General features: G+C 68.1%; 17 protein-coding genes. 5 read left to right on the top strand and 12 right to left on the bottom strand.

Features of this window, described 5'->3' with window-relative positions:
• Positions 1-48 precede the first annotated feature (48 nt).
• The gene (locus J2S76_RS12375) at positions 49-2970 is read right to left on the bottom strand and encodes a DNA translocase FtsK (RefSeq protein WP_307060744.1); all 2922 of its coding nucleotides are present in this window, start codon (positions 2968-2970) and stop codon (positions 49-51) included.
• A 179-nt stretch (positions 2971-3149) separates the two neighbouring features.
• Positions 3150-3470 (bottom strand): GNAT family N-acetyltransferase, encoded by a 321-nt coding sequence (locus J2S76_RS12370; protein WP_018389952.1) that lies wholly within the window; start codon positions 3468-3470, stop codon positions 3150-3152.
• Between the two features lie 177 nt (positions 3471-3647).
• Here J2S76_RS12370 and J2S76_RS12365 point away from each other — a divergent pair, with 177 nt between their 5' ends.
• Positions 3648-4262 (top strand): nitroreductase family protein, encoded by a 615-nt coding sequence (locus tag J2S76_RS12365; RefSeq protein ID WP_307060743.1) that lies wholly within the window; start codon positions 3648-3650, stop codon positions 4260-4262.
• 69 nt (positions 4263-4331) lie between these two features.
• Here J2S76_RS12365 and J2S76_RS12360 read toward each other — a convergent pair whose 3' ends face one another.
• The 3 genes from J2S76_RS12360 to J2S76_RS12350 all read right to left on the bottom strand — a co-directional run bounded on the left by J2S76_RS12360 (position 4332) and on the right by J2S76_RS12350 (position 8531).
• Positions 4332-6518: a malate synthase G gene (locus J2S76_RS12360; RefSeq protein ID WP_307060742.1), complete on the bottom strand. Its 2187-nt coding sequence runs from the start codon at positions 6516-6518 to the stop codon at positions 4332-4334.
• Positions 6519-6834: 316 nt separating this feature from the next.
• Positions 6835-8130: an isocitrate lyase gene (aceA, locus tag J2S76_RS12355; RefSeq protein WP_307060741.1), complete on the bottom strand. Its 1296-nt coding sequence runs from the start codon at positions 8128-8130 to the stop codon at positions 6835-6837.
• A gap of 149 nt (positions 8131-8279) precedes the next feature.
• Entirely contained in the window at positions 8280-8531 is a 252-nt protein-coding gene (locus tag J2S76_RS12350; protein WP_091441010.1) for a hypothetical protein, read from the bottom strand.
• Positions 8532-8674: 143 nt separating this feature from the next.
• On the opposite strand from J2S76_RS12350, the gene J2S76_RS12345 reads away from it, so the two are divergent.
• Complete coding sequence (locus J2S76_RS12345; RefSeq protein WP_307060740.1) at positions 8675-10093, top strand: helix-turn-helix domain-containing protein; 1419 nt, start codon at positions 8675-8677, stop codon at positions 10091-10093.
• A 3-nt stretch (positions 10094-10096) separates the two neighbouring features.
• Here J2S76_RS12345 and J2S76_RS12340 read toward each other — a convergent pair whose 3' ends face one another.
• Complete coding sequence (locus tag J2S76_RS12340; RefSeq protein ID WP_307060739.1) at positions 10097-11857, bottom strand: chloride channel protein; 1761 nt, start codon at positions 11855-11857, stop codon at positions 10097-10099.
• A gap of 209 nt (positions 11858-12066) precedes the next feature.
• Here J2S76_RS12340 and yghU point away from each other — a divergent pair, with 209 nt between their 5' ends.
• The gene (gene yghU, locus J2S76_RS12335; RefSeq protein ID WP_307060738.1) at positions 12067-12939 is read left to right on the top strand and encodes a glutathione-dependent disulfide-bond oxidoreductase; all 873 of its coding nucleotides are present in this window, start codon (positions 12067-12069) and stop codon (positions 12937-12939) included.
• Between the two features lie 83 nt (positions 12940-13022).
• Here yghU and J2S76_RS12330 read toward each other — a convergent pair whose 3' ends face one another.
• The gene (locus tag J2S76_RS12330) at positions 13023-14450 is read right to left on the bottom strand and encodes an MmgE/PrpD family protein (RefSeq protein WP_307060737.1); all 1428 of its coding nucleotides are present in this window, start codon (positions 14448-14450) and stop codon (positions 13023-13025) included.
• A 26-nt stretch (positions 14451-14476) separates the two neighbouring features.
• The gene (locus J2S76_RS12325) at positions 14477-15562 is read right to left on the bottom strand and encodes a tartrate dehydrogenase (protein WP_307060736.1); all 1086 of its coding nucleotides are present in this window, start codon (positions 15560-15562) and stop codon (positions 14477-14479) included.
• Between the two features lie 311 nt (positions 15563-15873).
• Between J2S76_RS12325 and J2S76_RS12320 the strand changes: the two genes are divergently transcribed.
• Both J2S76_RS12320 and J2S76_RS12315 read left to right on the top strand, forming a co-directional pair.
• On the top strand, positions 15874-16611 hold the full coding sequence (locus tag J2S76_RS12320; RefSeq protein ID WP_018389962.1) for an FCD domain-containing protein: 738 nt from the start codon (positions 15874-15876) through the stop codon (positions 16609-16611).
• Between the two features lie 4 nt (positions 16612-16615).
• Entirely contained in the window at positions 16616-17644 is a 1029-nt protein-coding gene (locus J2S76_RS12315) for a PdxA family dehydrogenase (protein WP_307060735.1), read from the top strand.
• Between the two features lie 71 nt (positions 17645-17715).
• On the opposite strand, the gene J2S76_RS12310 is transcribed toward J2S76_RS12315, so the two are convergent.
• From J2S76_RS12310 to J2S76_RS12295, 4 genes are read right to left on the bottom strand one after another with little or no spacing between them, the layout of a single operon-like run.
• Positions 17716-18417 (bottom strand): FCD domain-containing protein, encoded by a 702-nt coding sequence (locus tag J2S76_RS12310; protein WP_018389964.1) that lies wholly within the window; start codon positions 18415-18417, stop codon positions 17716-17718.
• A gap of 42 nt (positions 18418-18459) precedes the next feature.
• Positions 18460-19566 (bottom strand): tartrate dehydrogenase, encoded by a 1107-nt coding sequence (locus J2S76_RS12305; RefSeq protein ID WP_307060734.1) that lies wholly within the window; start codon positions 19564-19566, stop codon positions 18460-18462.
• Positions 19553-20650: an isocitrate/isopropylmalate dehydrogenase family protein gene (locus tag J2S76_RS12300; RefSeq protein ID WP_307060733.1), complete on the bottom strand. Its 1098-nt coding sequence runs from the start codon at positions 20648-20650 to the stop codon at positions 19553-19555. Before J2S76_RS12300 ends, J2S76_RS12305 begins: the two co-directional genes overlap by 14 nt.
• Positions 20651-20660: 10 nt before the next feature.
• The gene (locus J2S76_RS12295) at positions 20661-22028 is read right to left on the bottom strand and encodes an MmgE/PrpD family protein (protein WP_307060732.1); all 1368 of its coding nucleotides are present in this window, start codon (positions 22026-22028) and stop codon (positions 20661-20663) included.
• Positions 22029-22032: the final 4 nt, after the last annotated feature.

Genomic DNA, 22032 nt, shown 5'->3' with positions numbered 1-22032 from the left:
CCCGTTCCTGCATCCCTCGGCGCGGCGCGCCAAGGGTCTATATGTGGCTCAGCCCTGCCGGGTGGTGAGGATGTCGCGCTTGCCGGCATGGTTGGCCGGGCCGACAATGCCCTCATTCTCCATCCGCTCCATCAGCGAGGCGGCGCGGTTATAGCCGATCTGCAGCCGGCGCTGGATATAGGAGGTGGACGCCTTCTTGTCGCGCAGCACGAGCGCCACCGCCTGGTCGTAGAGATCGCCGCAATCCTCGCCGGCGAGCGCGCCATTGGCGGATTTGTCGAACACGGCGGTGTCCTCGGCGGCGGCCTCCTCGTCCTCCTCGGCCGTGACCTCTTCCAGATATTCCGGCCGCGCCTGGCTTTTGAGATGCTCGACCACGCGCTCGACCTCCTGGTCGGAAACGAAGGGGCCATGGACGCGGGAAATCCGCCCACCGCCGGCCATGTAGAGCATGTCGCCCTGACCCAGCAGCTGCTCGGCGCCCATCTCGCCGAGAATGGTGCGAGAGTCGATCTTCGACGTCACCTGGAAGGAGATGCGGGTGGGGAAGTTCGCCTTGATGGTGCCGGTGATGACATCGACGCTCGGGCGCTGGGTGGCCATGATGAGGTGGATGCCGGCGGCGCGGGCCATCTGGGCGAGGCGCTGGATGGCACCTTCGATTTCCTTGCCGGCGACCATCATCAAATCGGCCATCTCGTCGACGACGATGACGATGAAGGGCAGGGGAGCGAGATCCATGATCTCCTCTTCCTCGATCAGGTCGCCGGTCTCCTTGTCGAACCCCTTCTGCACCGTGCGGGTGATGATCTCGCCCTTGGCGGTGGCCTCCGCCACGCGGGCGTTGAAGCCGTCAATATTGCGCACGCCGAGGCGGCTCATCTTCTTGTAGCGGTCTTCCATCTCCCGCACCGCCCATTTCAGGGCGACGATGGCCTTCTTCGGGTCGGTGACGACAGGCGTCAGCAGGTGCGGGATGCCCTCATAGACCGAGAGCTCCAGCATCTTCGGGTCGATCATGATCAGCCGGCACTGGTCCGGGCGGTGCCGGTAGAGCAGGCTCAGGATCATGGTGTTGATGGCGACCGACTTGCCGGAGCCGGTGGTGCCGGCGACCAGCAGATGGGGCATGCGGGCGAGATCGACGATGACAGGCTCGCCGCCAATGGTCTTGCCGAGCCCGATGCCGAGCTTGGCGCGGGCGGCCTCGAATTCATGGCTCGCCAGCATCTCGCGCAGCCATACCGTCTCGCGGCGCTGGTTGGGCAGCTCGATGCCGATGACGTTGCGCCCTTCCACCACGGCGACGCGGGCGGAGATCGCGCTCATCGAGCGGGCGATGTCGGCGGACAGGCCGATGACGCGGCTGGACTTGATGCCGGGGGCCGGCTCCAGCTCATACAGCGTGACCACCGGGCCGGGATTGGCGTCGATGATCTCGCCGCGCACGCCGAAATCATGCAGCACCTGCTGCAGCTTCACCGAATTGCGGTCGAGGAACTCTTCCGACAGCTCATAGTCGGGCTCGTTCTGCGGCGGCTCGGTCAGCAGTTCCAGCGGCGGCAGCTCGTAGCCGTCATGGGCCTCGGTCGCCGGGCGCGGGGCGGCACGGGGCGCGCGAGGAGCCGGGGCGGGCACAGGCGCGGCGATAGGCGCGGCAACCGGCGCGACGGCGGCGGGCGCCGGCGCGGGCGGAGCCACCGGAGCCGGCGGCGCGGCCGCGACCATGCCGAACATCGGCCAGGAGAACGACAATTCCGCTGGCGTCACGCTGTAGCCAGAGAAGCCGCCCAGCACGGCGGCCGGCGCTTCGGCGAGGGCATCGTCGTCATGCAAGGCGTCGTCATGCAAGGCGTCGTCACCGGCATCTACGGCCGCGACAGGGTGCGCGGCGCTGTCTTCCGCCCAGAACTCCTCGACCACGGCGTCTTCCTCGAAATCGTCGTCCTCGTCGTCAGCGAAATCCTGTTCGGCGAAATCCTGTTCGGCGAACGCGTCCTCGGCCAATTCCAGTTCCTCATCCGCCGCGACGACGGATTGAGGGGCGACGGATGGGAGGGCGACGGAATCGAGGGCGACGGCTTGCTGGGCCGCTTCCTGCGCTTCGGCTCGCATTTCCGGCCGCGCGCTCTCCCCGGCCGGGGCCGACCTGTCGCGCACGGCGCCATAGCGCGCGGCGAGAAGGCGCTCCTCCTCCGGGAACTCGTCCTCATAGGCGCCCTCTTCCAGCGGAATGAGGTCGTAGATGTCGGCGACATCGTGCGCTGCCACATCGTGCGCTGCGACGTCATTGGCGGCGGTGAACTGCTCGTCCGGCACCCAGCTGGCGCCCCGGGTGGCCGAACGCGCGGCGGGGATGACAGGCGGGGTGTCGTAGCCGAACTGGATCATCGAGGCGACCGGCGGGGCGGCCGGGCGGGCGGGAGTGGTGGCGGCGGGCACCGGCGCGGCCTGCGTCAGCGCCGCCTGTGCCAGCGGCGCGGCAGCCGGGGGAGCGACAGCGGCGGGCGCCACAGTCGCGGGTGAGATTTCGGGCTGGGCGGACAGCGCACGGCGGGCATGGGCGGCGATCAGCGCCTTCGGCACCGCGCCGAGCGGCGGCTTGCGCGGCGGCACGCGCAGCACCGGCGTCTGCGAGGGACGCGGCGGCGCCACGATGGCGGTATCGGTCGCCGGCGCTTCCGGCACCGGCGCCGGCAGCGGCTGGCGCATCAGATAGTCCGGCGTGCGGGTGAAGCGCGTATTGGGCGGCATGGTGAAGGGCTGCAGCCAGCTCGGCACCACTTCATGCTGCGGCGCCACCGCGGGCGGGCGCGGCACGGGGGCTGCCGCCGTCTTCGGCACCTTGGGCGCCGGTGGCGCGTGCGTCACCTGCGGGTTGGCGCGGGAAAACACATGAGTCTGGGCGGTCGCCTTCGACTCGGAAGCCTTGTCCGCATTCGGATCGGAGGGACGCGCCGGATTACGCATGGGACGCTGGAACCTTTGCCGCTACTGCCGTTGAGCCTGCCGGACGATGCGCGAAAGGCGCCGTCGCGGCCGTGCCATATGGTTAGGCCCACAGCGTTAACGAACGGTATGAAGCGGCGGGATTTCCCGCGTCGACAGGCGCAGACCGGCGCGTCTCTCCACTGGTCCAAGCGGGTGCGTCAGACCGGAAGGCCGAGCGTGGCGCGGATTTCCGCCGGCATCAGGTCATGCGTCTCGGGGTGCTTCATCATGTAGCGGCCGAACACCGAGCAGCGCGGCACCACGGCCAGCCCGCGCTGGCGGGCGCTGGCGAGACCGGCCTCGACCAGCTTGGTAGCGAGGCCGCGCCCACCGAGTTCCGGCGGCACTTCGGTGTGGGTGAAGATGATGTGGTCATGCGCGAGAATGTATTGCGCGATGGCGGTCTGGCCGTCCTGCTCGATCTCGAAGCGGTCGGCGGCGCGGTTGTCCCGCACCGGGACTTCGCCGTTCATGCTCATGATTTTCTCCTTGGGGGCGCCCGGTTCAGGTTCGTGAGGTCGGCTTGGCGTAAGGCGGGCGCCTTGGGATATTGTCGACCAAAACGGGCGCAGCGTCGCCCCCGTTTGGCCGCGCGGGGTGAATTTATCGGCAGGGTCCGATATAGCGCAGCTCACACAGCAGGGAAGAGAGCGCTCATGACCCCGCACACTCGCCGTTCGCCCACTCCCGAAGCGCTGACGCTGCTGGAGACCCGCCGCTCGGTCGCCGCCGCCGGCCTGCATGCGCCGGGGCCGGATGCCGACCAGACCCGCCGCCTGCTGGCGATCGCCGCCCGGGTGCCCGATCACGCCATGCTGGCGCCGTGGCGCTTCATCGTCATCTCAGGCGCGGCGCGCGGCGAGATTGGCGCGCTGCTGTCACAGGCCTATCGCGAGAACAACGCGCATATGCCGGAGGAGAAGCTTGAGAAATTCGCTGCCATCATGGGAAGGCTGTTTCCCGCCCCGCTGGCGGTGGTGGTGGTCAGCCGCCCGGTGGAGGGCAGCGCCATCCCCGCCTTCGAGCAGGAGCTTTCCGCCGGCGCCGTCTGCATGAACCTGCTGACCGGCGCGGCGGCCATGGGCTTCGACGGCATCTGGGTGACGGGCTGGGCGGCGACGCACAAGGCGGCGCTGGCGATCCTTGGCGTGGGGGAGGGCGAGCGGGTCGCCGGCATTGTCCATATCGGCACCGCCAAGGACGCCCCCGCCGACCGCCCGCGCCCGGATGTGGCGGCGCTTACCACCCACTGGTCGCCGGCTGAGCCGTGAAAAAGGCCGCCCCGGCGCACCGGGACGGCCTCTCTTCTTGGCGTTTTTGGCGTTTCCTCGAAGGGTGGATCAGGCGGCGGCTTGTGCCTGCGCCTGCGCCTGCTTGGCCTCGCGGCGGCGGCGGGTGAGCACGAATTCGGTGTAGCCGTTCGGCTGGGCGCGGCCCTCGAAGATCAGGTCGCGGGCGGCGCGGAAGGCGAAGCCGTCATAGGCCGGCGCCATCGGCACATAGGAAGGGTCGCCATCATTCTGGCCGTCGACCACTTTGGCCATGCGGCGCAGCGTCTCCTCGACCTGCTCGGCCGTGACCACGCCATGCATCAGCCAGTTGGCGACGTGCTGCGAGGAGATGCGCAGCGTGGCGCGGTCTTCCATCAGCCCGACATCGTGAATGTCCGGCACCTTGGAGCAGCCCACCCCCTGATCGACCCAGCGCACGACATAGCCGAGAATGCCCTGGATGTTGTTGTCCAGCTCCTGCTGCACGTCGGCCGGGTCCCAATTGCCGCGGTCGACCACGGGAATGGTGAGCAGGTCGCGGCGCGCGGCGCGCTTGCGGTGGCGCAGCTCCGCCTGCCGCTTGAACACGTCGACCTTGTGGTAGTGCAGCGCGTGCAGCGTGGCGGCGGTGGGCGAGGGCACCCAGGCGGTGTTGGCGCCGGCGAGCGGGTGGGCGACCTTCTGGGCGATCATGTCGGCCATGCGGTCGGGCATCGCCCACATGCCCTTGCCGATCTGGCCATGGCCGTCGAGATGGGCGGCGAGGCCCGCATCGACATTGTTGTCCTCATAGGCCTTGATCCAGGCCTGCGCCTTCATCTCGTTCTTGCGCACCATCGGCCCCGCCTCCATCGAGGTGTGGATCTCGTCGCCGGTGCGGTCGAGGAAGCCGGTGTTGATGAACACCACCCGCTCGCGGGCGGCGCGGATCGAGGCGGAGAGGTTGGCGCTGGTGCGGCGCTCCTCGTCCATGATGCCGATCTTTAGCGTGTTGAGGTCCAGCCCCAGCGCCTGCTCGACGCGGGCGAACAGGTCCACCGCGAAGGCGACCTCTTCCGGGCCGTGCATCTTCGGCTTGACGATATAGACCGAGCCGGCGCGGCTGTTGCGCAGCGCGCCCGTGCCCTTGAGGTCGTGCAGCGCGATCAGCGCGGTGACGGCGGCATCGAGAATGGCCTCGGGAATCTCCCGGCCCTGCGCGTCGAGCACCGCATCGGTCAGCATGTGCTGGCCGACATTGCGCACCAGCATCAGGCTGCGCCCGTGCAGGGTGAGTTCGCCGCCGGTGGCGGAGGTGTAGCGGCGATCGGCGGCGAGGCTGCGCTCCACCGTCTCGCGGCCCTTGGCGAAGCTGGCGCTGAGCGTGCCGGACATCAGGCCGAGCCAGTTGCGATAGACCAGCACCTTGTCCTGCGCGTCCACTGCCGCGACGCTGTCCTCGCAGTCGACGATGGTGGTCACGGCAGCCTCGATGACGATATCGGCGATGCCGGCCCGATCGGTCTTGCCGATGCGGTGGCTGCGGTCGATGACGATGTCGATATGCAGGCCGTGATTGACCAGCAGCACCGAGGAGGGTGCCTCCGCCGCGCCGCTGAAGCCGGCGAACTGGGCGGGGTCCTTCAGCGAGGTCCGCGTGCCGGAGGCGAGCTCGGCCACCAGCGCGCCCTCCGCCACGCGATAGGCGACGACATCGGCATGGCTGCCGGCCGCCAGCGGCACGCTGTCGTCGAGGAAGGCGCGGGCGCTCTCGATGACGCGCTGGGCACGCACCGCATTGAAGCCGTTGGACCGGCTGGCGCCCTTGTCCTCGGGCAGCGCGTCGGTGCCGTAGAGCGCATCATAAAGGCTACCCCAGCGGGCATTGGCGGCGTTCAGCGCGTAGCGGGCATTGGTGACGGGCACCACCAGCTGCGGGCCGGGAATGCGGGCCAGTTCCTCGTCCACCTTGTCGGTAACGACCTCGAACGCTTCCGGCTCGGGCAGGAGATAGCCGATCTCGGCCAGGAACACCTCATAAGCCACGGGATCGATCGGCTTGTTGCGGTGGGCGCGGTGCCAGGCGTCGATCTGCGCCTGCAGTTCGTCGCGGCGGGCCAGCAGTTCCGCATTGCGGGGGGCGAAGTCGCGCACGATGCCGGCGAAGCTCTGCCAGAAGGCGTCTACCTCGACCCCGGTGCCGGGAATGGCCTCCTTGTTGATGAAGTCGACAAGGGCGGAATCCACCTTCAGGCCGGCAAGGTCGGTGTAGTTCATGACGGGTCCCTTCACGCGAGCGGAAAGCCGGTCGCCGCGAGCGGCCGGCACAGCTGTGCTTTCCAATAGACAAAAGTGCGGGTGCGGTGCAACATCGCAGATAGTCGAACTTCTGCGCGCGGCAAAGCGCGAACCCTTGCGGGTCAACGCTTCGTGAGGCGTTTGCGTTGCAGCGCGAAAACGAAAAACGTCACCTCGGGGATGACAAAAACGTCACTCCGGAGCGCCCGGCCTTCGCCGGACCCGGCGGCGGCTCTCCCCGAACCGCCGCCGGGCGCGCCGTGCGCCGCCCCGGAGTGACAAGCCGAGCGGGCCCTCAGAACTGCGCCGTTTCCGTCGAGTCCTGCATTGCCGTGGTGGCGCTCATGCCTTCGCTGAGCACGGTGGCGATGGCGTCGAAGTAGCTGGTGCCGACTTCACGCTGGTGGCGCGTGGCGGTGAAGCCCTGCGCCTCGGCGGCGAATTCGCGCTGCTGCAGCTCGGAATAGGCGGCCATGCCGTCCTCCCGGTAGCGCCGCGCCAGCTCGAAGGTGGTGAAGCACTGGTTGTGGAAGCCGGCGAGCGTGATGAACTGGTACTTGTAGCCCATGGCGCCGAGCTCCGCCTGGAAGGTCTTCATCTGCGCCTTGTCCATGTGCTTGGCCCAGTTGAAGGACGGCGAGCAGTTGTAAGCGAGCATCTTGCCCGGATGCACCCGGTGCACGCCTTCCGCAAAGCGGCGGGCATCGTCGAGGCTCGGGGTCGAGGTCTCGCACCACAGCAGGTCGGCATAGGGCGCATAGGCGATGGCGCGGGCGATGCCGGCCTCGAAGCCGCCATTGTAGCGGTAGAAGCCTTCCTGCGTGCGCTCGCCGCTGATGAAGGGCCGGTCGAGCTCGTCAACATCCGAGGTGATGAGCCGGGCCGATTCCGCATCGGTGCGGGCCATGATGATCGTGGGCACGCCGAGCACGTCGGCGGCGAGGCGGGCGGCGTTCAGCGTGCGGACGAACTGGCGGGTGGGCACCAGCACTTTGCCGCCGAGATGGCCGCACTTCTTTTCCGAGGCCAGCTGGTCCTCGAAATGCACCGCCGCCGCGCCGGCCTCGATCAGTGCCTTGGTCAGCTCATAGGCGTTGAGCTGGCCGCCGAAGCCGGCCTCGGCATCGGCGATGATCGGCACGAAATAATCGTGCTCGGGACCCTTGGCGCCGTCCGCGCGCTCCATGGTCTGGATCTGGTCGGCGCGCATCAGCGCCTTGTTGATGCGCCGGACCACGGCGGGAACGCTGTCGACGGGGTAGAGGCTCTGGTCGGGATACATGTCGCCGGCCGAATTGCCGTCGGCGGCCACCTGCCAGCCGGAGAGGTAGATCGCCTCCAGCCCGGCCTTCACCTGCTGCACCGCCTGGATGCCGGTATAGGTGCCCATGGTGGGCACGAAATCCTGCGTCTGCAGCAGCTCCCACAGGCGGCGGGCGCCATGGGTGGCGAGCGTGTGCTCGATACGCAGCGAGCCGGCGAGGCGGGCGACCTCAGCGGGGGCGTAGCTGCGATGGATGTTGCGCCAGCGCTCCGGCGCCCAGTGCGGGGCGGGGAAGCTGTCGGGCGTGGGGCGAAGCTGGTCGAGCATGGTCGTTTCCTGCAGCGAGATCGGGATGGGAGAGAGACGCGGGGGCCGAGGAGGACGCGGCACCCGCGCCGGCCGACCCGCTTCGTGCGTCCTCGAAGCGGGACGGTCTGAAGTCGGGCAGCCTGAAGCGGGGTCTTGCGGCCATGCCTCTAGCGGGGGCGCCGCGCATAGGTGGCTGCCACCAGCCGCCCACCGAGCAGCGCGCCGACAAGGGCGCTCATGTCGTCCTGCCCGGGCGCCATGGCGATGCGGTGGCGGCCGATACGGTGGACGATGGTGAAGTCCTTGGCGGCCAACCCCTGGTCGCGGAAGACCTGGCCGATCTCCTCAGCGTCGCCGCCGATGATGGTGACGAATTCGTCTTCGCCTGAGGTGGTTTGGCTATGGGTGGTCGGGCTCATGTCAATTCCTCCCTGCGATGTGTGATGTAAAGATTTAACACTCGACACCGAAAGGCAAGAAAGATAATGATTTGAGCGTGTTAAGCTGATAAGGCTTGTAAAGTTTACAGGTCGATTTTGTAAAGCCAGCAAAGGGTCGGGCCATGCTCGCCACCACCGAACCGCGCATCGGCAGCCGGGTGCAGAGGCTGCGCCGCGCCAAGCGCATCTCGCAGGCGGACCTCGCGACCGCCCTCGGCATTTCCGCCAGCTATCTCAACCTGATCGAGCATAATCGCCGGCGCATCACCGTGCCGCTCTTGATGAAGCTGGCGGGCTATTTCGGCATTGAGCCGGGCGAACTGGTGGAGAACGACGAATCCCGCCTCGTCGGCGACATGATGGAGCTGTTCAGCGACGAGCTGTTCGCCGAGAACGCGCTGACCAACCAGGACATACGCGACCTCGCCGCCTCCAACCCGGCGGTCGGGCGGGCGGTGGTGCGGCTCTACGACCAGTTCAAGACTCTGCGCGAGGCGCACCGCACCGGTGCCGGCGCCCCCGACAGCGAGGCCGGCTACCATCCCTCGACGGATGCGGTTTCCGATTTCATCCAGGAAAACGCCAATCACTTCCCCAGCCTGGAGGCCGAGGCCGAGCGCATCCGCCGCGACATCGATTTCGCCTCGGATTCGTTCGAGCACGGGCTGAAGACCTATCTCGCCAACGTCTTCGGGCTGAACTGGCGCTCCGCCTCGCTACCGGCCGGCATCGCCCGGCGCTATGATGCGGGCGCGCATGAGCTCATCACCGCCGAGGTGCTGCCGCCGGAATCGGCGCTGTTCGTGGTCGCCCACCAGCTCGGCATGCTCGCCGCCTCGCGCCAGATCGACGAACTGATCGAGGCCGGCAATCTGCCGGCGGACGCGCCCATCGTCACCCGCAACGCGCTGGCGAGCTATTTCGCCTCGGCGCTTGTCATGCCCTATGAGCCGTTCTTCGCCGCCTGCCAGGAAACGCGCTACGACATTGAGCGCATCCAGCGGCGCTTTCGCACCAGCTTCGAGCAGGTGTGCCACCGCATGACCACGCTGCAGCGGCCGGGGCGCTCGGGCATTCCGCTGCATCTGGTGCGGACCGACATTGCCGGCAACATCTCCAAGCGCTTCTCGCTGTCGGGCATCCATATTTCCCGCCATTCCGGCGCCTGCCCGCGCTGGAACGTCTATGCCGCGTTCTTCCATCCCGAGCGGATCAATGTGCAGCTCAGCCAGATGCCGGAGGGCCAGCGCTATTTCTGCATCGCCAAGTCGATCACCAAGGGCGGGCACCGGCACAATGCGCCGCGCCGGCACCTCTCCATCGGGCTCGGCTGCCATATCAGCCATGCGCACCAGATGGTCTATTCCGACGGCATGAACCTCTCCGATCCCTCGCAGACCGTGCCGATCGGGGTGGGCTGCCGCATCTGCCCGCGGCTCGACTGCGAGCAGCGCGCCCAGCCGCCGACCGACCACCGCTTCACGCTGAACGAGATCGACATGTCGGAGAGCTTCTACGCCCCGGCGCGGCGGGGGCTGTGAAATTCAGTCGGACGTCTCGCCCGTCACCTCGGCGAGGCGCCGGCCCATCTCGTCGCTGTAGCGCTTGACCGCGTGCGCCTCGCTGAGCACGCCGGTCACGGTGCCATCGGGCAGGGTGACGGCGAGCGCGTCGGCCTCGGTGCGCTCGAACAGGTCCAGCGCCTCGCGCAGGGTGGCGGTCGGGAGCAGCGAGGTGTCGGCGAGGCGCAGCAGCGGGCGCAGGCCCGGCGCCTCGCCCTCCACGGGCTCGAACAGCGCGGCGGGCGGGATCATGCCGGCGTAGCGGCCCTGCGCGGTGGCGACGAGATAGGCGGTGGCGCCGGGCGGGTAGCGATGGCGGGCCTCCATCAGCGGGGTGTCGACATCGAGCAGCGGCACCTCGCGGCGCATCAGCGTGGCGACGGTCAGCTCGCGCAGCCAGCCGATATCGTGGGCACCGCGAATATTCTCGCCGCGCAGATGAAAGCGCCAGGTGGCGAAGGAGAAGCCGAACAGCCGCCGCGTCACCAGCGAGGCGGTGCCCGCCGCCGCCAGCACGGCCAGCGTCAGCTGCAGATTGCCGGTCATTTCAAGCGCCAGCAGCGTCATGGTCATCGGGCCGCCGACGACCGCCACCGCCAGCGCGCTCATGCCGATGAGGGCGTAGAAGGCGTGGGCGGGTACGATATCGGGCATCAGGAGGCCCATGCCGGCGGCATAGACGCGCCCGGCCATCACCCCCATCAGCAGCGAGGCGAAGAACAGGCCGCCGCGAAAGCCGGCGCCGATGGAGACCGAGGAGGCCGTGACCTTCGCCACCAGCAGCAGCGCCGCCATCGCCAGCCCGGTGTCGGCGGCGAGGAAGTGATAGACCGCGCCATGCCCGGCCGAGAGCACCGCCGGATTCCACAAAGCGAGGGCGCCGACGATCAGCCCGCCCACCGCCGGCCGCAGCCAGACGGGCAGGGCCGAGCGGCGAAAGCCGGCTTCCACTAGCGTCGCCCCGCGCATGACGGCGATGCCGACCAGCGCGCAGAAAAAGCCGAGCAGCAGCACCGAGGGCAGGTCGGACAGTTGCGGGGCGGTGAGATCAGGCAGCGGCGGGTGATGTGGTGGCGCCAGCCATTGCTGGGTGAGGGCGGCGGTGAAGGTCGCCGTCATCATCGGCACGAAGGCGGGAATGGCATAGGTGCCGAGCACCAGCTCGAAGCCGTAGAAGGCGCCCATCAGCGGTGCGTCGAAGGCGGCACCGATCGCCGCGCCGGCGCCGCAGCCGACCAGCAGCCGCAGATCCGCCCGCCGGACATGGAACACCCGGCCGAACCAGGAGGCGAAGCCGGCCGCCGCCTGGGTATAGCCCGCCTCCAGCCCCACCGAGGCGCCGACCCCGCTGGAGAACAGCGTCTGCAAGGCGACGATGAGACTGTCGACCAGCGACATGCGCCCGCCGTGGAGGGCATTGGCCTCGATCGGGTCCACCGGCGGGCTGGCGCGTGTGCGCAGGAAGGCCCGCACGCACAGCCCGAAGGCGAGGCCGCCGAGAGCGGGGACCAGCAGCACGAGCCAGGGGGCGATGCCCTCGGTGATCGAGAGGTGGCTGGCGGTCGGAATGCGGAACAGGAGTTCGTGCAGCGCCTGCAGCGCCGCGTTCATGGCGATGACCACAAGGCCGGCGACCACGCCGACAATCGCGGCCAGCGCGACGATGCCGAGCTCGCTGGTCCGTACCAGACGGCGCAGTCCTTGCGCCAGATGCCGCTCGCCGGTGGTGAAATCGGGGGTCACGTGCGCTCGCTCTCGCCCTGTCCTGCCTGCACTAGGCAAGGACAGGGCCGCGCGCAACCGTCCTGATGCGGCTTAACCCAACGTCGCGTCGCCGCGATGTGATGCAACCGGGGATGACCGGGCCGATGGCGCCGCTAAAGTCGGCGCGACAGCACACGGATTCGGCGGCGCCCCTGCGGGCCGGCCGCCCCACGCATGGAGAACTCCCGATGTCCGAACCCACCGACTACACGCCGCCGAAGGTGTGGACCTGGAACAAGGCCAATGGCGGCACCTTCGCCAACATCAACCGCCCGATTGCCGGGCCAACGCATGAGAAGGAGCTGCCGGTCGGCACGCACCCGCTCCAGCTCTATTCGCTGGCCACGCCGAACGGGCAGAAGGTGACGATCCTGCTGGAGGAGCTTCTCGCCGCCGGCCACACGGGCGCGGAATATGACGCCTGGCTGATCAAGATCGGCGAGGGCGAGCAGTTCGGCTCCGGCTTCGTCGAGGTCAACCCGAACTCGAAGATCCCGGCGCTGATGGACCGTTCGGGCGACACGCCGATCCGGGTGTTCGAATCCGGCGCCATCCTGCTCCATCTCGCGGAAAAGTTCGGCGCCTTCCTGCCGGCCGATCCGGCCAAGCGCGCCGAATGCCTGTCCTGGCTGTTCTGGCAGATGGGCAGCGCGCCCTATCTCGGCGGCGGCTTCGGCCATTTCTACGCCTATGCGCCTGTCAAGATCGAATATGCCATCGACCGTTTCGCCATGGAGGCCAAGCGCCAGCTCGATGTGCTGGACCGGCGGCTGGCGGAGAGCCGCTATCTCGCCGGCGACGACTACACCATCGCCGACATCGCGGTGCTGCCCTGGTATGGCGCGGTGGTGAAGGGCTGGACCTATGGCGATGCCGGCACCTTCCTTTCCGCGCATGAATACACCCACGTGCTGCGCTGGGCCGACGAGCTGTTCGCCCGGCCGGCGGTGAAACGCGGGCGCATGGTCAACCGCATGACCGGCGAGCCGCATGAGCAGCTGCGCGAACGACATGACGCGCGCGATTTCGACACGCGCACCCAGGACAAGCTGGAGGGCTGACACGCTGCAATCCACCGGCTGACGCGCGGACATAAAAAAGGGCGCCCCGGGGCAGGGGCGCCCTTCGCTTTGTGGGAATGGCCTCAGGCGCAGAGGCGCGTGAGCTCCCGGATGTCGCCCAGCTGTTCCAGCCGGCGCACCGTCTCGACGATGGACTCGGTCTTGGCCTTGTCCCAGCGGGCGAATTCGGCGCAGCCGCGGAACTTGTCGGCGGCCTCGTCATAGGTCATCGGGTTGGCCGGGCTGCCCTTGCCGAAGTCGGAGCGACCGGACAGGGTACGCCCGTCCTTCATGTGGATGTCGATGATCGTGGTCATCTTGTCGTAGCCCGCGGCTTCCGCCTCCGGATGGACATGGAAGTTCACCCGCTCGATCATCGCCTTCACGTCCTCCCGCTCCACCGTCTCGTCGGTGAACTCGGGGAGGCTGCCGCGCCCGTCGAGCAGCAGGATCGCCATGCAGAATTCCATCGAGAACTTGGCCTGAAGTTCGTTCTTCGGGCGGTGATGGATCAGCGCGTTCGGCATGTTCTGGTTGGTGCCGACATCCACGCGCTCGACATCCTCGGCCTTGATGGAGTGGGTGCGGATCAGCTCCAGCATCTTGGTCATGCCGGGATGGGTGAGCGAGCCCGACGGATGCGGCTTGATGGAGACGCCGGGGAAGGCGAAGGTCCAGGGCTGGCCGAGCTTGCCGACGATGGCGGTGGGATCAAAACCGCCGCCCGCCGCCTGGAAGAAGCCGCGCGGCGCTTCCAGGATCTTGTCGGTGGTGGTCCAGCCCAGCGCGGCGAAGTCCGCCGCCACCACGCCGCTCTCGGAGGAGCGGCCGGCGTGGAAGGGCTTCATCATGGTGCCGAAATTCTCCCGCAGGCCGGCCGACTGGCTGCCGGCGCAGCCGAATGCGCGCACCATCTGCTCGACATCCAGCCCCTTGAGCTTGCCGGCGGCGGCGGCGGCGGCATAGGTGCCGCAGGTGGCGGTGGCGTGGAAGCCGTGCTGGTAGTGGCGCGGGTTGATCGCCTCGGCGATCTTGCACTCCACCTCGACGCCGAGATGATAGGCCAGCATCATGTCCGGCCCCGAACGGCCATCCGCCTCGGCAACCGCGAGCGCGGCCGGCAGCGCTGGCGCGGTCGGGTGGGTGAGCAGGCCGTAGACGCGGTCCTTGCCGACGGCGAGCTGGGTGTCGTCATAATCGTCGGCATGGATGCCGACGCCGTTGGCGAAGGCGGCAAAGCGGGTCGGCACCTTCAGCGCGGTGCCGATCACGGTTGCCGGCCCTTCCTTGATGCCGAGCCCGGTCAGATAGGCCTGGATATGCTCGCCGCTCTTGGCCACCGAGCCGGAAAGGGCGAGGCCGATGCCGTCGAGGATCGACTTCTTGCCGAGCTCGACCACCTCGGCCGGCAAATCGGCATAGCTCGTGCCGACGACGAATTCCGCCACCTCCTGGGTGAGGCCCTCGACGATGGGCTGGGCCTGGGCGGGGTTGGTCTGGTGCAGCGTCATGGAACGTTTCCTCGTTTTATCGGGCGTCAGGCCGCCGGGGCGCGGGCGGCGGAGGAGGGCAGGGCGCCGATGATGGCGTCGGTCAGTTCGCGTGTGCCGGCGGTGCCGCCGAGGTCGCGGGTGAGGCTGTCGCGACGGGCGAGCACGTCCTCGATCGCCTGCTCGATGGCGCGCGCGGTGGCTTCCTCGCCGAGATGGCGCAGCATCATCGCCCCCGACCAGATCTGGCCGATCGGATTGGCGACGCCCTTGCCGGCAATGTCAGGCGCCGAGCCGTGCACCGGCTCGAACATCGAGGGGTAGTCCTTCTCGGGATTGATGTTGGCGCCCGGCGCGATGCCGATGGAGCCGACCACCGCCGGGCCGAGATCGGACAGGATGTCGCCGAACAGATTGGAGGCGACCACCACGTCGAACCAGTCCGGGTTGCGCACGAAATGCGCGGTCAGGATGTCGATATGATACTGGTCGGTGGTGAAGCCGGGATATTCCTTGGAGATCGCGGCGAAGCGCTCGTCCCAGTACGGCATGGTGTGGCTGATGCCGTTCGACTTGGTGGCCGAGGTGACGTGCTGCTTGCGGCCCTTGGCGAGTTCGAAGGCGTAGCGCATCACCCGGTCGCAGCCGCGGCGGGTGAAGATGGACTGCTGCATCACTAGCTCGTCCTCCAGCCCCTCATAGAGCCGGCCGCCAATGGAGGAATATTCGCCCTCATTGTTTTCACGCACGACATAGAAGTCGATCGAGCCGGCCTCGCGGCCCTTGAGCGGGCTCTCGACGCCGGCGAGCAGCTTCACCGGGCGCAGATTCACATATTGATGGAAGCTGCGGCGGATCGGGATCAGCAGGCCCCACAGCGAGACATGATCCGGCACGCCGGGAAAGCCGACGGCGCCGAGGAAGATGGCGTCCTTGTCGCGGATCTGCTGCAGGCCGTCCGCCGGCATCATCGCCCCGGTCTTGGCGAAGCGCTCGCAGCTCCAGTCATAATGGGTCCAATCGAAGGAGAAGCCGCCGATGCGGCTGGCCGCCTCCAGAACGCGCTGCGCCTCCGGCACCACCTCATTGCCGATCCCGTCGCCGGGAATGACCGCTATCGAATAGGTCGTCATGGAAACTCCTGGAAATCGGGGTGCGGCCTATTGGGGCGGCGGCACCGCAGCGCTGGTGCAGGCGACAGTGTTCAACGAACCGACAACTGTCAACACTTAATGGCAGTGACAGCGCACTTCCGGACAGCTCGCTCGACTGCCCGTCGTCGGTTAGACGGGCGGAAGACGCGGAGGCGCTTGCATTTACGGCGTATGTCACCGCGGAGCGTTGTTACGGTGGGTGAGGGCGCCGGCGCTGCCGGTTTAGGCGAATAGTGTCGTTTTGGCGCAGCATTGTTGACAATCGGCGATTATGCGGGCCAGATGGCGCCATGCTCCGCCCCGCTGCAAACCCCGCCCGCACCCCGCGCACCGCCTCTTTCGTGCCGCTGATCCAGCGCGAGATCGAGCGCATGATCGGCACCGGCGAACTCACCGGCGGCACCCGCATCAATGAGAGCACGCTGGCGCTTCGGCTCGGCATCAGCCGCGGCCCGGTGCGCGAGGCCTGCCGGGCGCTGGAGCAGATCGGCCTGCTGCGCAGCGAACTCAATCGCGGCTTCTTCGTGCGCGAGGTCTCTACCAAGGAGGCGCTCGACCTCTACGACATCCGCGCCGGCCTGTTCGGCACCGCCGGGCGGCTTTCGGCCGCCATCATCACCACAGTGCAGCTGCGCGGGCTGGAAGAGCTGATCGGGGCGATGGACGCGGCGATCGAGGCGCCCGACATCGCCACCTTCTACACGCTGAACAACGAGTTCCACCGCCAGGTCGTCGTCGCCTCCGACAATGACAAGCTGATCGAGCTCTACCCGCTGCTGGAGGCGGAGCTGCATCTGTTCCGCCGGCGCGGCCTGGTGCTGCCCGGCTCGATGCGCACCTCCAATGACGAGCACAAGGCGATCCTCGACGCGCTGCGCCAAAGCGACGGCACCGGCGCGGCCCGCCTTCTGGAGCGGCACATCCTCGCCGGCAAGGCGCGCTTCCTGCGCACGCTGGAGGATGACAGCGCCACCGAGGCGCGCCCTGGCCCGCTCGATCCCCGACAGTCACGTTCCAAGGACAGGTAGTTTCATGACCGCGCACCCGCTCCCCATTCTCGCCCTCACCCCTGGCGACTGCACCGGCATCGGCCCCGAGCAGACCGCGCGCCTGCTGAGCCAGGGCGGCCTCGACGAGGTGGCGCGGCTGGTCGTGGTGGGCGATGCCCGTGTGCTTGAGATGGGCGCGCGCCATGCCGGGGTGACGCTGACCTTTCAGCGCTATGAGTCACCCGGCGTGGTGGACTGGAGCGCGCCTGAAATCCCGCTGGTTGACCTCGGCAATACCGACCCGGACGCCTTCCCGCTCGGCGTCGCCAACCCCGATTCCGGCCGGCTGACCGGCGACACGCTGGCCCGCGCCATCGACTTCGCCAAGGCGGCGGAGGTGGACGGCGTGTGCTTCGCCCCGCTGAACAAGCAGGCGATGTTCAAAGGCGGCTGGCGCTTCCCGGACGAGCACAAGATGTTCGCCCATCTGCTCGACCATAAGGGCCCGTTCAGCGAGATGAACGTGCTGGAAGGCCAGTGGATGACGCGCGTCACGTCGCATGTCTCGCTGCGCACGGCGCTGGACCAGGTGACGTTCGACAGCGTGTGCGGCGCGTTGCGCCTTGCCGATGAGACGATGCGCAAGGCCGGCATCGACCGCCCCCGCATCGCGGTGGCGGCGCTCAACCCGCATGGCGGCGAGGGCGGGCTGTTCGGCATGGAGGAGATTGAGATCATCCGCCCGGCGGTGGAGGCGATGGCGCGGGAGGGCATCGCCTGCGAAGGGCCCTATCCGTCCGACACCGTCTATCTCAAGGCGTTTGCCGGTGCCTATGACAGCGTGCTGGCGATGTATCACGATCAGGGCCAGATCGCGACCAAGCTCAAGGGCTTCAACAAGGGCGTGACCATCACCGCCGGGCTGGAGGTGGTGTTCACCACCCCGGCGCATGGCACGGCCTTCGACATCGTCGGCAAGGGCGTGGCCGATATCGGCGCCTTCCAGTCCGCCATCCGCCTCGCCGCCCGCGTGGCCTCGCGCAAGATCGAGGCGCGCGCCGCCGCCGCGTGAGGGACGCGCCTTCCGACTTCCCTCTCCCCGTCGGGGAGAGGGAGCGCGGCCCTCGAGAGAGGCCGGTGCCTTCAGTCGTTGCGGGCGTGGCCGTCGACGGCGGCGATGAGCCGGCGCTTGGCCAGCGCCACATGGCGCCAATGTGTCACCTGCGCCCGCTCGCCATCGCCGGAGGCCAGCGCCTCCAGCATCGCCCGGTGCTCGCGGTTCGACACGGCGAGGCCGCCGCCCTGCACCAGCGCACGGGCACGGAACAGGTGCAGCTTGTTGACGAAGCGGTGGTACTCGGCCAGCAGCGTGCGGTTGCCGCAGGAGCTGACGATGAGGTTATGGAAGCCGAGATTGAGCGGGTAATAGTCGTCGAAGCTGCCGCGCTCGGCCACCGCGTCCATCTCGTCGACCATGCGGGTCAACTCGGCCAGCAGCCCGTCGGTCATCCGCTCGGCCAGCAGGCGACCGGCCTGGCCGAACAAAGCCGCGCGCACGTCATAGATCTCGATCGCGTCCTCGACCGACAGCCGCCGGACGAAGACGCCCCGGTTGCGCACCACCTCGACCAGCCCCTTCGCCTCAAGGCTGCGGGTGGCCTCGCGGATCGGGCCGCGGCTGGTGCCGAAGCGGTTCGAGAGGTGGATCTCGTTGATCCGAACCCCCGGCTCCAGCTCGCCGGTGAGAATGAGGCGCTCGAGTTCCTTTTCGAGCGCGCTCGTGAGGGAGACGCTCTTCACAACGGACAGGTCGCTCAAATGAGCGGAATCGCTGATGATGCTCATCCGTCAATTGTAAACAGTTTCGCGTTGGAAGGCTTCCAGTTTCTACGCGATGCGGCGGGTTGTGTCGGCTTCTGCGACACTTTGACGTTGAAGAAGGGCGATCACAGCCGCCGTTATGTCGCTTGTGCCGGCCGTTCCGCCGAGATCCGGGGTCAGGGCGGTGCCCTCGGCCGTCACTTGCTCAATGGCCGCCATCAGCCGCGTGGCGGCGGCGGTCTCGCCCAGATGTTCCAGCATCATCACCGCGCTCCAGAAGGCGCCGATCGGGTTGGCGATGCCCTTGCCGATCAGGTCGAAGCCGGAGCCATGGATCGGCTCGAACATCGAGGGGGTAGAACGGTCCGGCGCGAGGTTCGCGGTGGCGCCGATGCCGAGGCTGCCGCTCAGCGCCGAGGCGAGGTCGGAAAGCACATCGGCATGCAGATTGGTGGCGAGCACCGTGTCGACTGTGCCCGGCCGCAGCACGAGGCGCATGGTCATGGCGTCGACCAGCATCCAGTCGACATCCAGCTCGGGGAAGTCCTTGATCACGCCCTTGCACACCTCGTCCCACAGCACCATGCCGTGGCGCTGGGCGTTCGACTTGGTGACGATGGTGAGTTTCTTGCGCGGGCGCGACATGGCGAGCTCGCAGGCGAAGCGGCAGACGCGCTCGATACCGGTGCGGGTGAACACCGAAACGTCGATGCCGACCTCGATCGGCAGGCCGCGATGCGCCCGACCGCCCGCGCCGGCATATTCGCCCTCGCTGTTCTCGCGCACGATCACCCAGTCGATCTCGCGGCCCAGTTCTGGCCGCAGCGGGCCGATGATGTTCGGCAGCAGGCGCGAGGGCCGGACATTGGCGTACTGGTCGAGCCCCTGGCAGATGGCGAGGCGCAGTTCCCACAGGGTGATGTGATCCGGGATCTTGGGGTCGCCGACGGCACCGAAATAGATGGCGTCGAAGCCGCGCAGCGTGTCGACGCCGTCTTCCGGCATCATCGTGCCGACGCGGCGGTAGCGGTCGGAGCCCCAGTCGAAGCTCTCGAAATCGAAGCCGAAGCTGCCATCGCTGGCGGCGAGCGCATCCAGCACCTCGCGGCCGGCATTGATGACGTCGGAGCCGATGCCGTCTCCGGGAATGAGCGCGATTTTATGCCGGCGCATGAGCGTGGGTCTCCATGTAGGAAAGAATGGCGTTGGTCATGTCGGCCTGGGTGCCGGTGCCGCGAATGTCGGGGGTGCGGGTGGCGGGGTTGGCCAACGCGGCGTCGATGCCCGCCTTCATCAGCGCGCTGGCCTCGGCGGCGGCCGGAATGCCGCGCCGGCGGCCGAGCCACTCGATCAGCATCCGGGTGGATTCGATCATCGCATAGGGATTGGCCAGCCCCTTGCCGGCAATGTCGGGCGCCGAGCCGTGGGTGGCCTGCGCCATGGCGATGTCGCCGCGCCCGATGCACAGGCCCGGCGCCATGCCGAGCCCGCCGACCAGCCCGGCCGCCTCGTCGGTGAGAATGTCGCCGAACATGTTGGTAGTCACGACCGTGTCGAAGCGCTGCGGCTCGCGCACCAGCTTCATCGCGAAGGTGTCGACGATGACTTCCTCGATGGCGACATCGGGAAATTCCTTGCCGGCCTCGTAGCACTCCTCCACGAACATGCCGCAGCCGAGCTTGAACACCGTGTTCTTGTGCACGACGGTGAGCCGCTTCTTGCGGGCGCGGGCGATCTCGAAGGCGGCGCGGGCGACCTTGCGGCTGCCCTCGCGGGTGATGACGCGCACCGAGATGGTGGTGTCATGGGTCGGGCGGAACTCGCCGCAGCCGGCCACCACGTTGCGGTCGGGCTGGAAGCCCTCATTGTTCTCGCGCACGATCACGAGGTCGATGTCGTCATAGAGGCAGCCCAGCCCGGGATAGGAGCGGGTGGGGCGCACATTGGCGAACAGGTCGAAGCTCTTGCGCAGGATCGGGTGCGGATTGATCGCCTCCGGCACCTTCGGATAGGCCTGATGGCCGATCGGGCCGAGGATGAAGCCGTCGAGCGTGCCGAGCGTCTCCAGCGTGCCCGGCGGCATGGTGTGGCCGAGCTCGTCCAGCGCCTTGCGGCCGAGCGGCATCGGGCGCCAGTCGATGGCGAGCCCGCAGGCCTGCGCCGCCGCAGCCGCGATGGCATGGGCGGCGGGCACGATCTCATGGCCGATATCGTCGCCATTGAGGACGCCGATGCGCAGAGGGGGATGGGCGGTCATGTCGTCTCCCTCACTCCGCCGCGTCGCGCAGTCCGGCCGGCACCGAGGCGCGGGCGATCTCGCCGGCGTCAGCCAGCTCCGGCAGGCGCCAGCACAGCGCCATCAGCGCCTGCGTCACCTCCTCGCCGACAACCAGTCCCGACTGATGGGCGAATTTGCGCTCGAGATGGGCGTTGCTCAGCGGCTTGTCATGGCTGCCAATGGCGCGCTCGATCGTCTTCTCGATCACCCGCCCGTCGTCGAACCGCACCTCGATCACCACGGATGCCTCATGGATCGAGGTGTCTGAGGTGGCGTCCACCTTGTCGCGCAGGGCGATGATCTCGGGCGCGTTGGCGGCTTCGTCGGTGAAGGCTGTGGGCGAGCCATCGCCGCGCAGCAGCGCACAGGCGGCGGCGTGGAACACGCTGAACTTGGTTTCCAGCCCGGTCTTCGGCGTGCGCTTGCCGGTGAGTTCCAGCACCAGCGGATGGGTGCGCAGGCGCACGGCGGCGATGCTGTTCACCGCGTCGCCCAGCTCCTCGCGCAGCTGCTGGCAGCCATCGATGGTGGGGTGGATGACAATGCCGCAGGCGAAGGGCTTGTAGGAATTGAGCCCGGCTTCCCAGGTCTGGCCGAGCCCGCCGAGGATCTCGTTATAATCCTGCTTGGTGGAGAGCACGTTGGCGAAGCCGCGCGGCGCCTCGATCGCCTGCAGCGAGCTGTCGAAGCCGGCCTTGGCGAGGAAGGCGGCCAGCCCGCCGTTGCGGGCGGCGGCGCCGGGGTGCAGGCTCTTGCACATGGTGCCGAACATTTCGCGCAGCCCCGAGGCCTGCGTCGCGGCGATGCCGAGCGCCCAGGTCATCTGGGTCTCGTCCAGCTTCAGCATATGGCCGACGGCGGCGGCAGCACCGAACACCCCTGTGGTGCCGGTGATGTGCCAGCCGCGATCATAATGGGCGGGGTAGACGCTGTTGCCGATCCGGCATTCCACCTCGACGCCCACGATCAGCGCGTTGAGGAAGTCGGCGCCGGACATCGGCTGATACTCGGCCGCCGCCAGCAAAGCGGAAGCGACCGGGCCGGCGGGGTGGATGATGGTCTTCAGATGAGTGTCGTCATAGTCGAGCACATGCGAGGAGATGCCGTTGATCAGCGCCGCGTTCGGCACGTCCAGCCGCTCTCCGCGCCCGATGATGGTCGCCTGCGGCTTGCCGGCAAAGGGCGAGATGCCGGCCAGCGCCCGGTCCACCGTCTCGTGGCGGGCGCCGCCGACGGCGCAGCCCATCCAGTTGAAGAAGGTGCGCACGCCCTCCGTCTGTACTGAGGCGGGAATGTCGGCGAGCCTGCAGCCGACGATCCAGGCGGCGAGCTGGCGGGTGACGTCTTGATGGGACATTCTG

The sequence above is a fragment of the Ancylobacter vacuolatus genome (assembly GCF_030813595.1).
Classification (GTDB): domain Bacteria; phylum Pseudomonadota; class Alphaproteobacteria; order Rhizobiales; family Xanthobacteraceae; genus Ancylobacter; species Ancylobacter vacuolatus.
The sequence above is the reverse complement of the archived record's forward strand: the minus strand, read 5'-3'. Positions and strand labels throughout refer to the sequence as shown.

Coding starts and splice junctions, on each gene's coding strand:
- J2S76_RS12375 (WP_307060744.1), bottom strand. CDS start 2,970: ATGCGTAATCCGGCGCGTCCCTCCGATCCGAATGCGGACAAGGCTTCC.
- J2S76_RS12370 (WP_018389952.1), bottom strand. CDS start 3,470: ATGAGCATGAACGGCGAAGTCCCGGTGCGGGACAACCGCGCCGCCGAC.
- J2S76_RS12365 (WP_307060743.1), top strand. CDS start 3,648: ATGACCCCGCACACTCGCCGTTCGCCCACTCCCGAAGCGCTGACGCTG.
- J2S76_RS12360 (WP_307060742.1), bottom strand. CDS start 6,518: ATGAACTACACCGACCTTGCCGGCCTGAAGGTGGATTCCGCCCTTGTC.
- aceA (WP_307060741.1), bottom strand. CDS start 8,130: ATGCTCGACCAGCTTCGCCCCACGCCCGACAGCTTCCCCGCCCCGCAC.
- J2S76_RS12350 (WP_091441010.1), bottom strand. CDS start 8,531: ATGAGCCCGACCACCCATAGCCAAACCACCTCAGGCGAAGACGAATTC.
- J2S76_RS12345 (WP_307060740.1), top strand. CDS start 8,675: ATGCTCGCCACCACCGAACCGCGCATCGGCAGCCGGGTGCAGAGGCTG.
- yghU (WP_307060738.1), top strand. CDS start 12,067: ATGTCCGAACCCACCGACTACACGCCGCCGAAGGTGTGGACCTGGAAC.
- J2S76_RS12330 (WP_307060737.1), bottom strand. CDS start 14,450: ATGACGCTGCACCAGACCAACCCCGCCCAGGCCCAGCCCATCGTCGAG.
- J2S76_RS12325 (WP_307060736.1), bottom strand. CDS start 15,562: ATGACGACCTATTCGATAGCGGTCATTCCCGGCGACGGGATCGGCAAT.
- J2S76_RS12320 (WP_018389962.1), top strand. CDS start 15,874: ATGCTCCGCCCCGCTGCAAACCCCGCCCGCACCCCGCGCACCGCCTCT.
- J2S76_RS12315 (WP_307060735.1), top strand. CDS start 16,616: ATGACCGCGCACCCGCTCCCCATTCTCGCCCTCACCCCTGGCGACTGC.
- J2S76_RS12310 (WP_018389964.1), bottom strand. CDS start 18,417: ATGAGCATCATCAGCGATTCCGCTCATTTGAGCGACCTGTCCGTTGTG.
- J2S76_RS12305 (WP_307060734.1), bottom strand. CDS start 19,566: ATGCGCCGGCATAAAATCGCGCTCATTCCCGGAGACGGCATCGGCTCC.
- J2S76_RS12300 (WP_307060733.1), bottom strand. CDS start 20,650: ATGACCGCCCATCCCCCTCTGCGCATCGGCGTCCTCAATGGCGACGAT.
- J2S76_RS12295 (WP_307060732.1), bottom strand. CDS start 22,028: ATGTCCCATCAAGACGTCACCCGCCAGCTCGCCGCCTGGATCGTCGGC.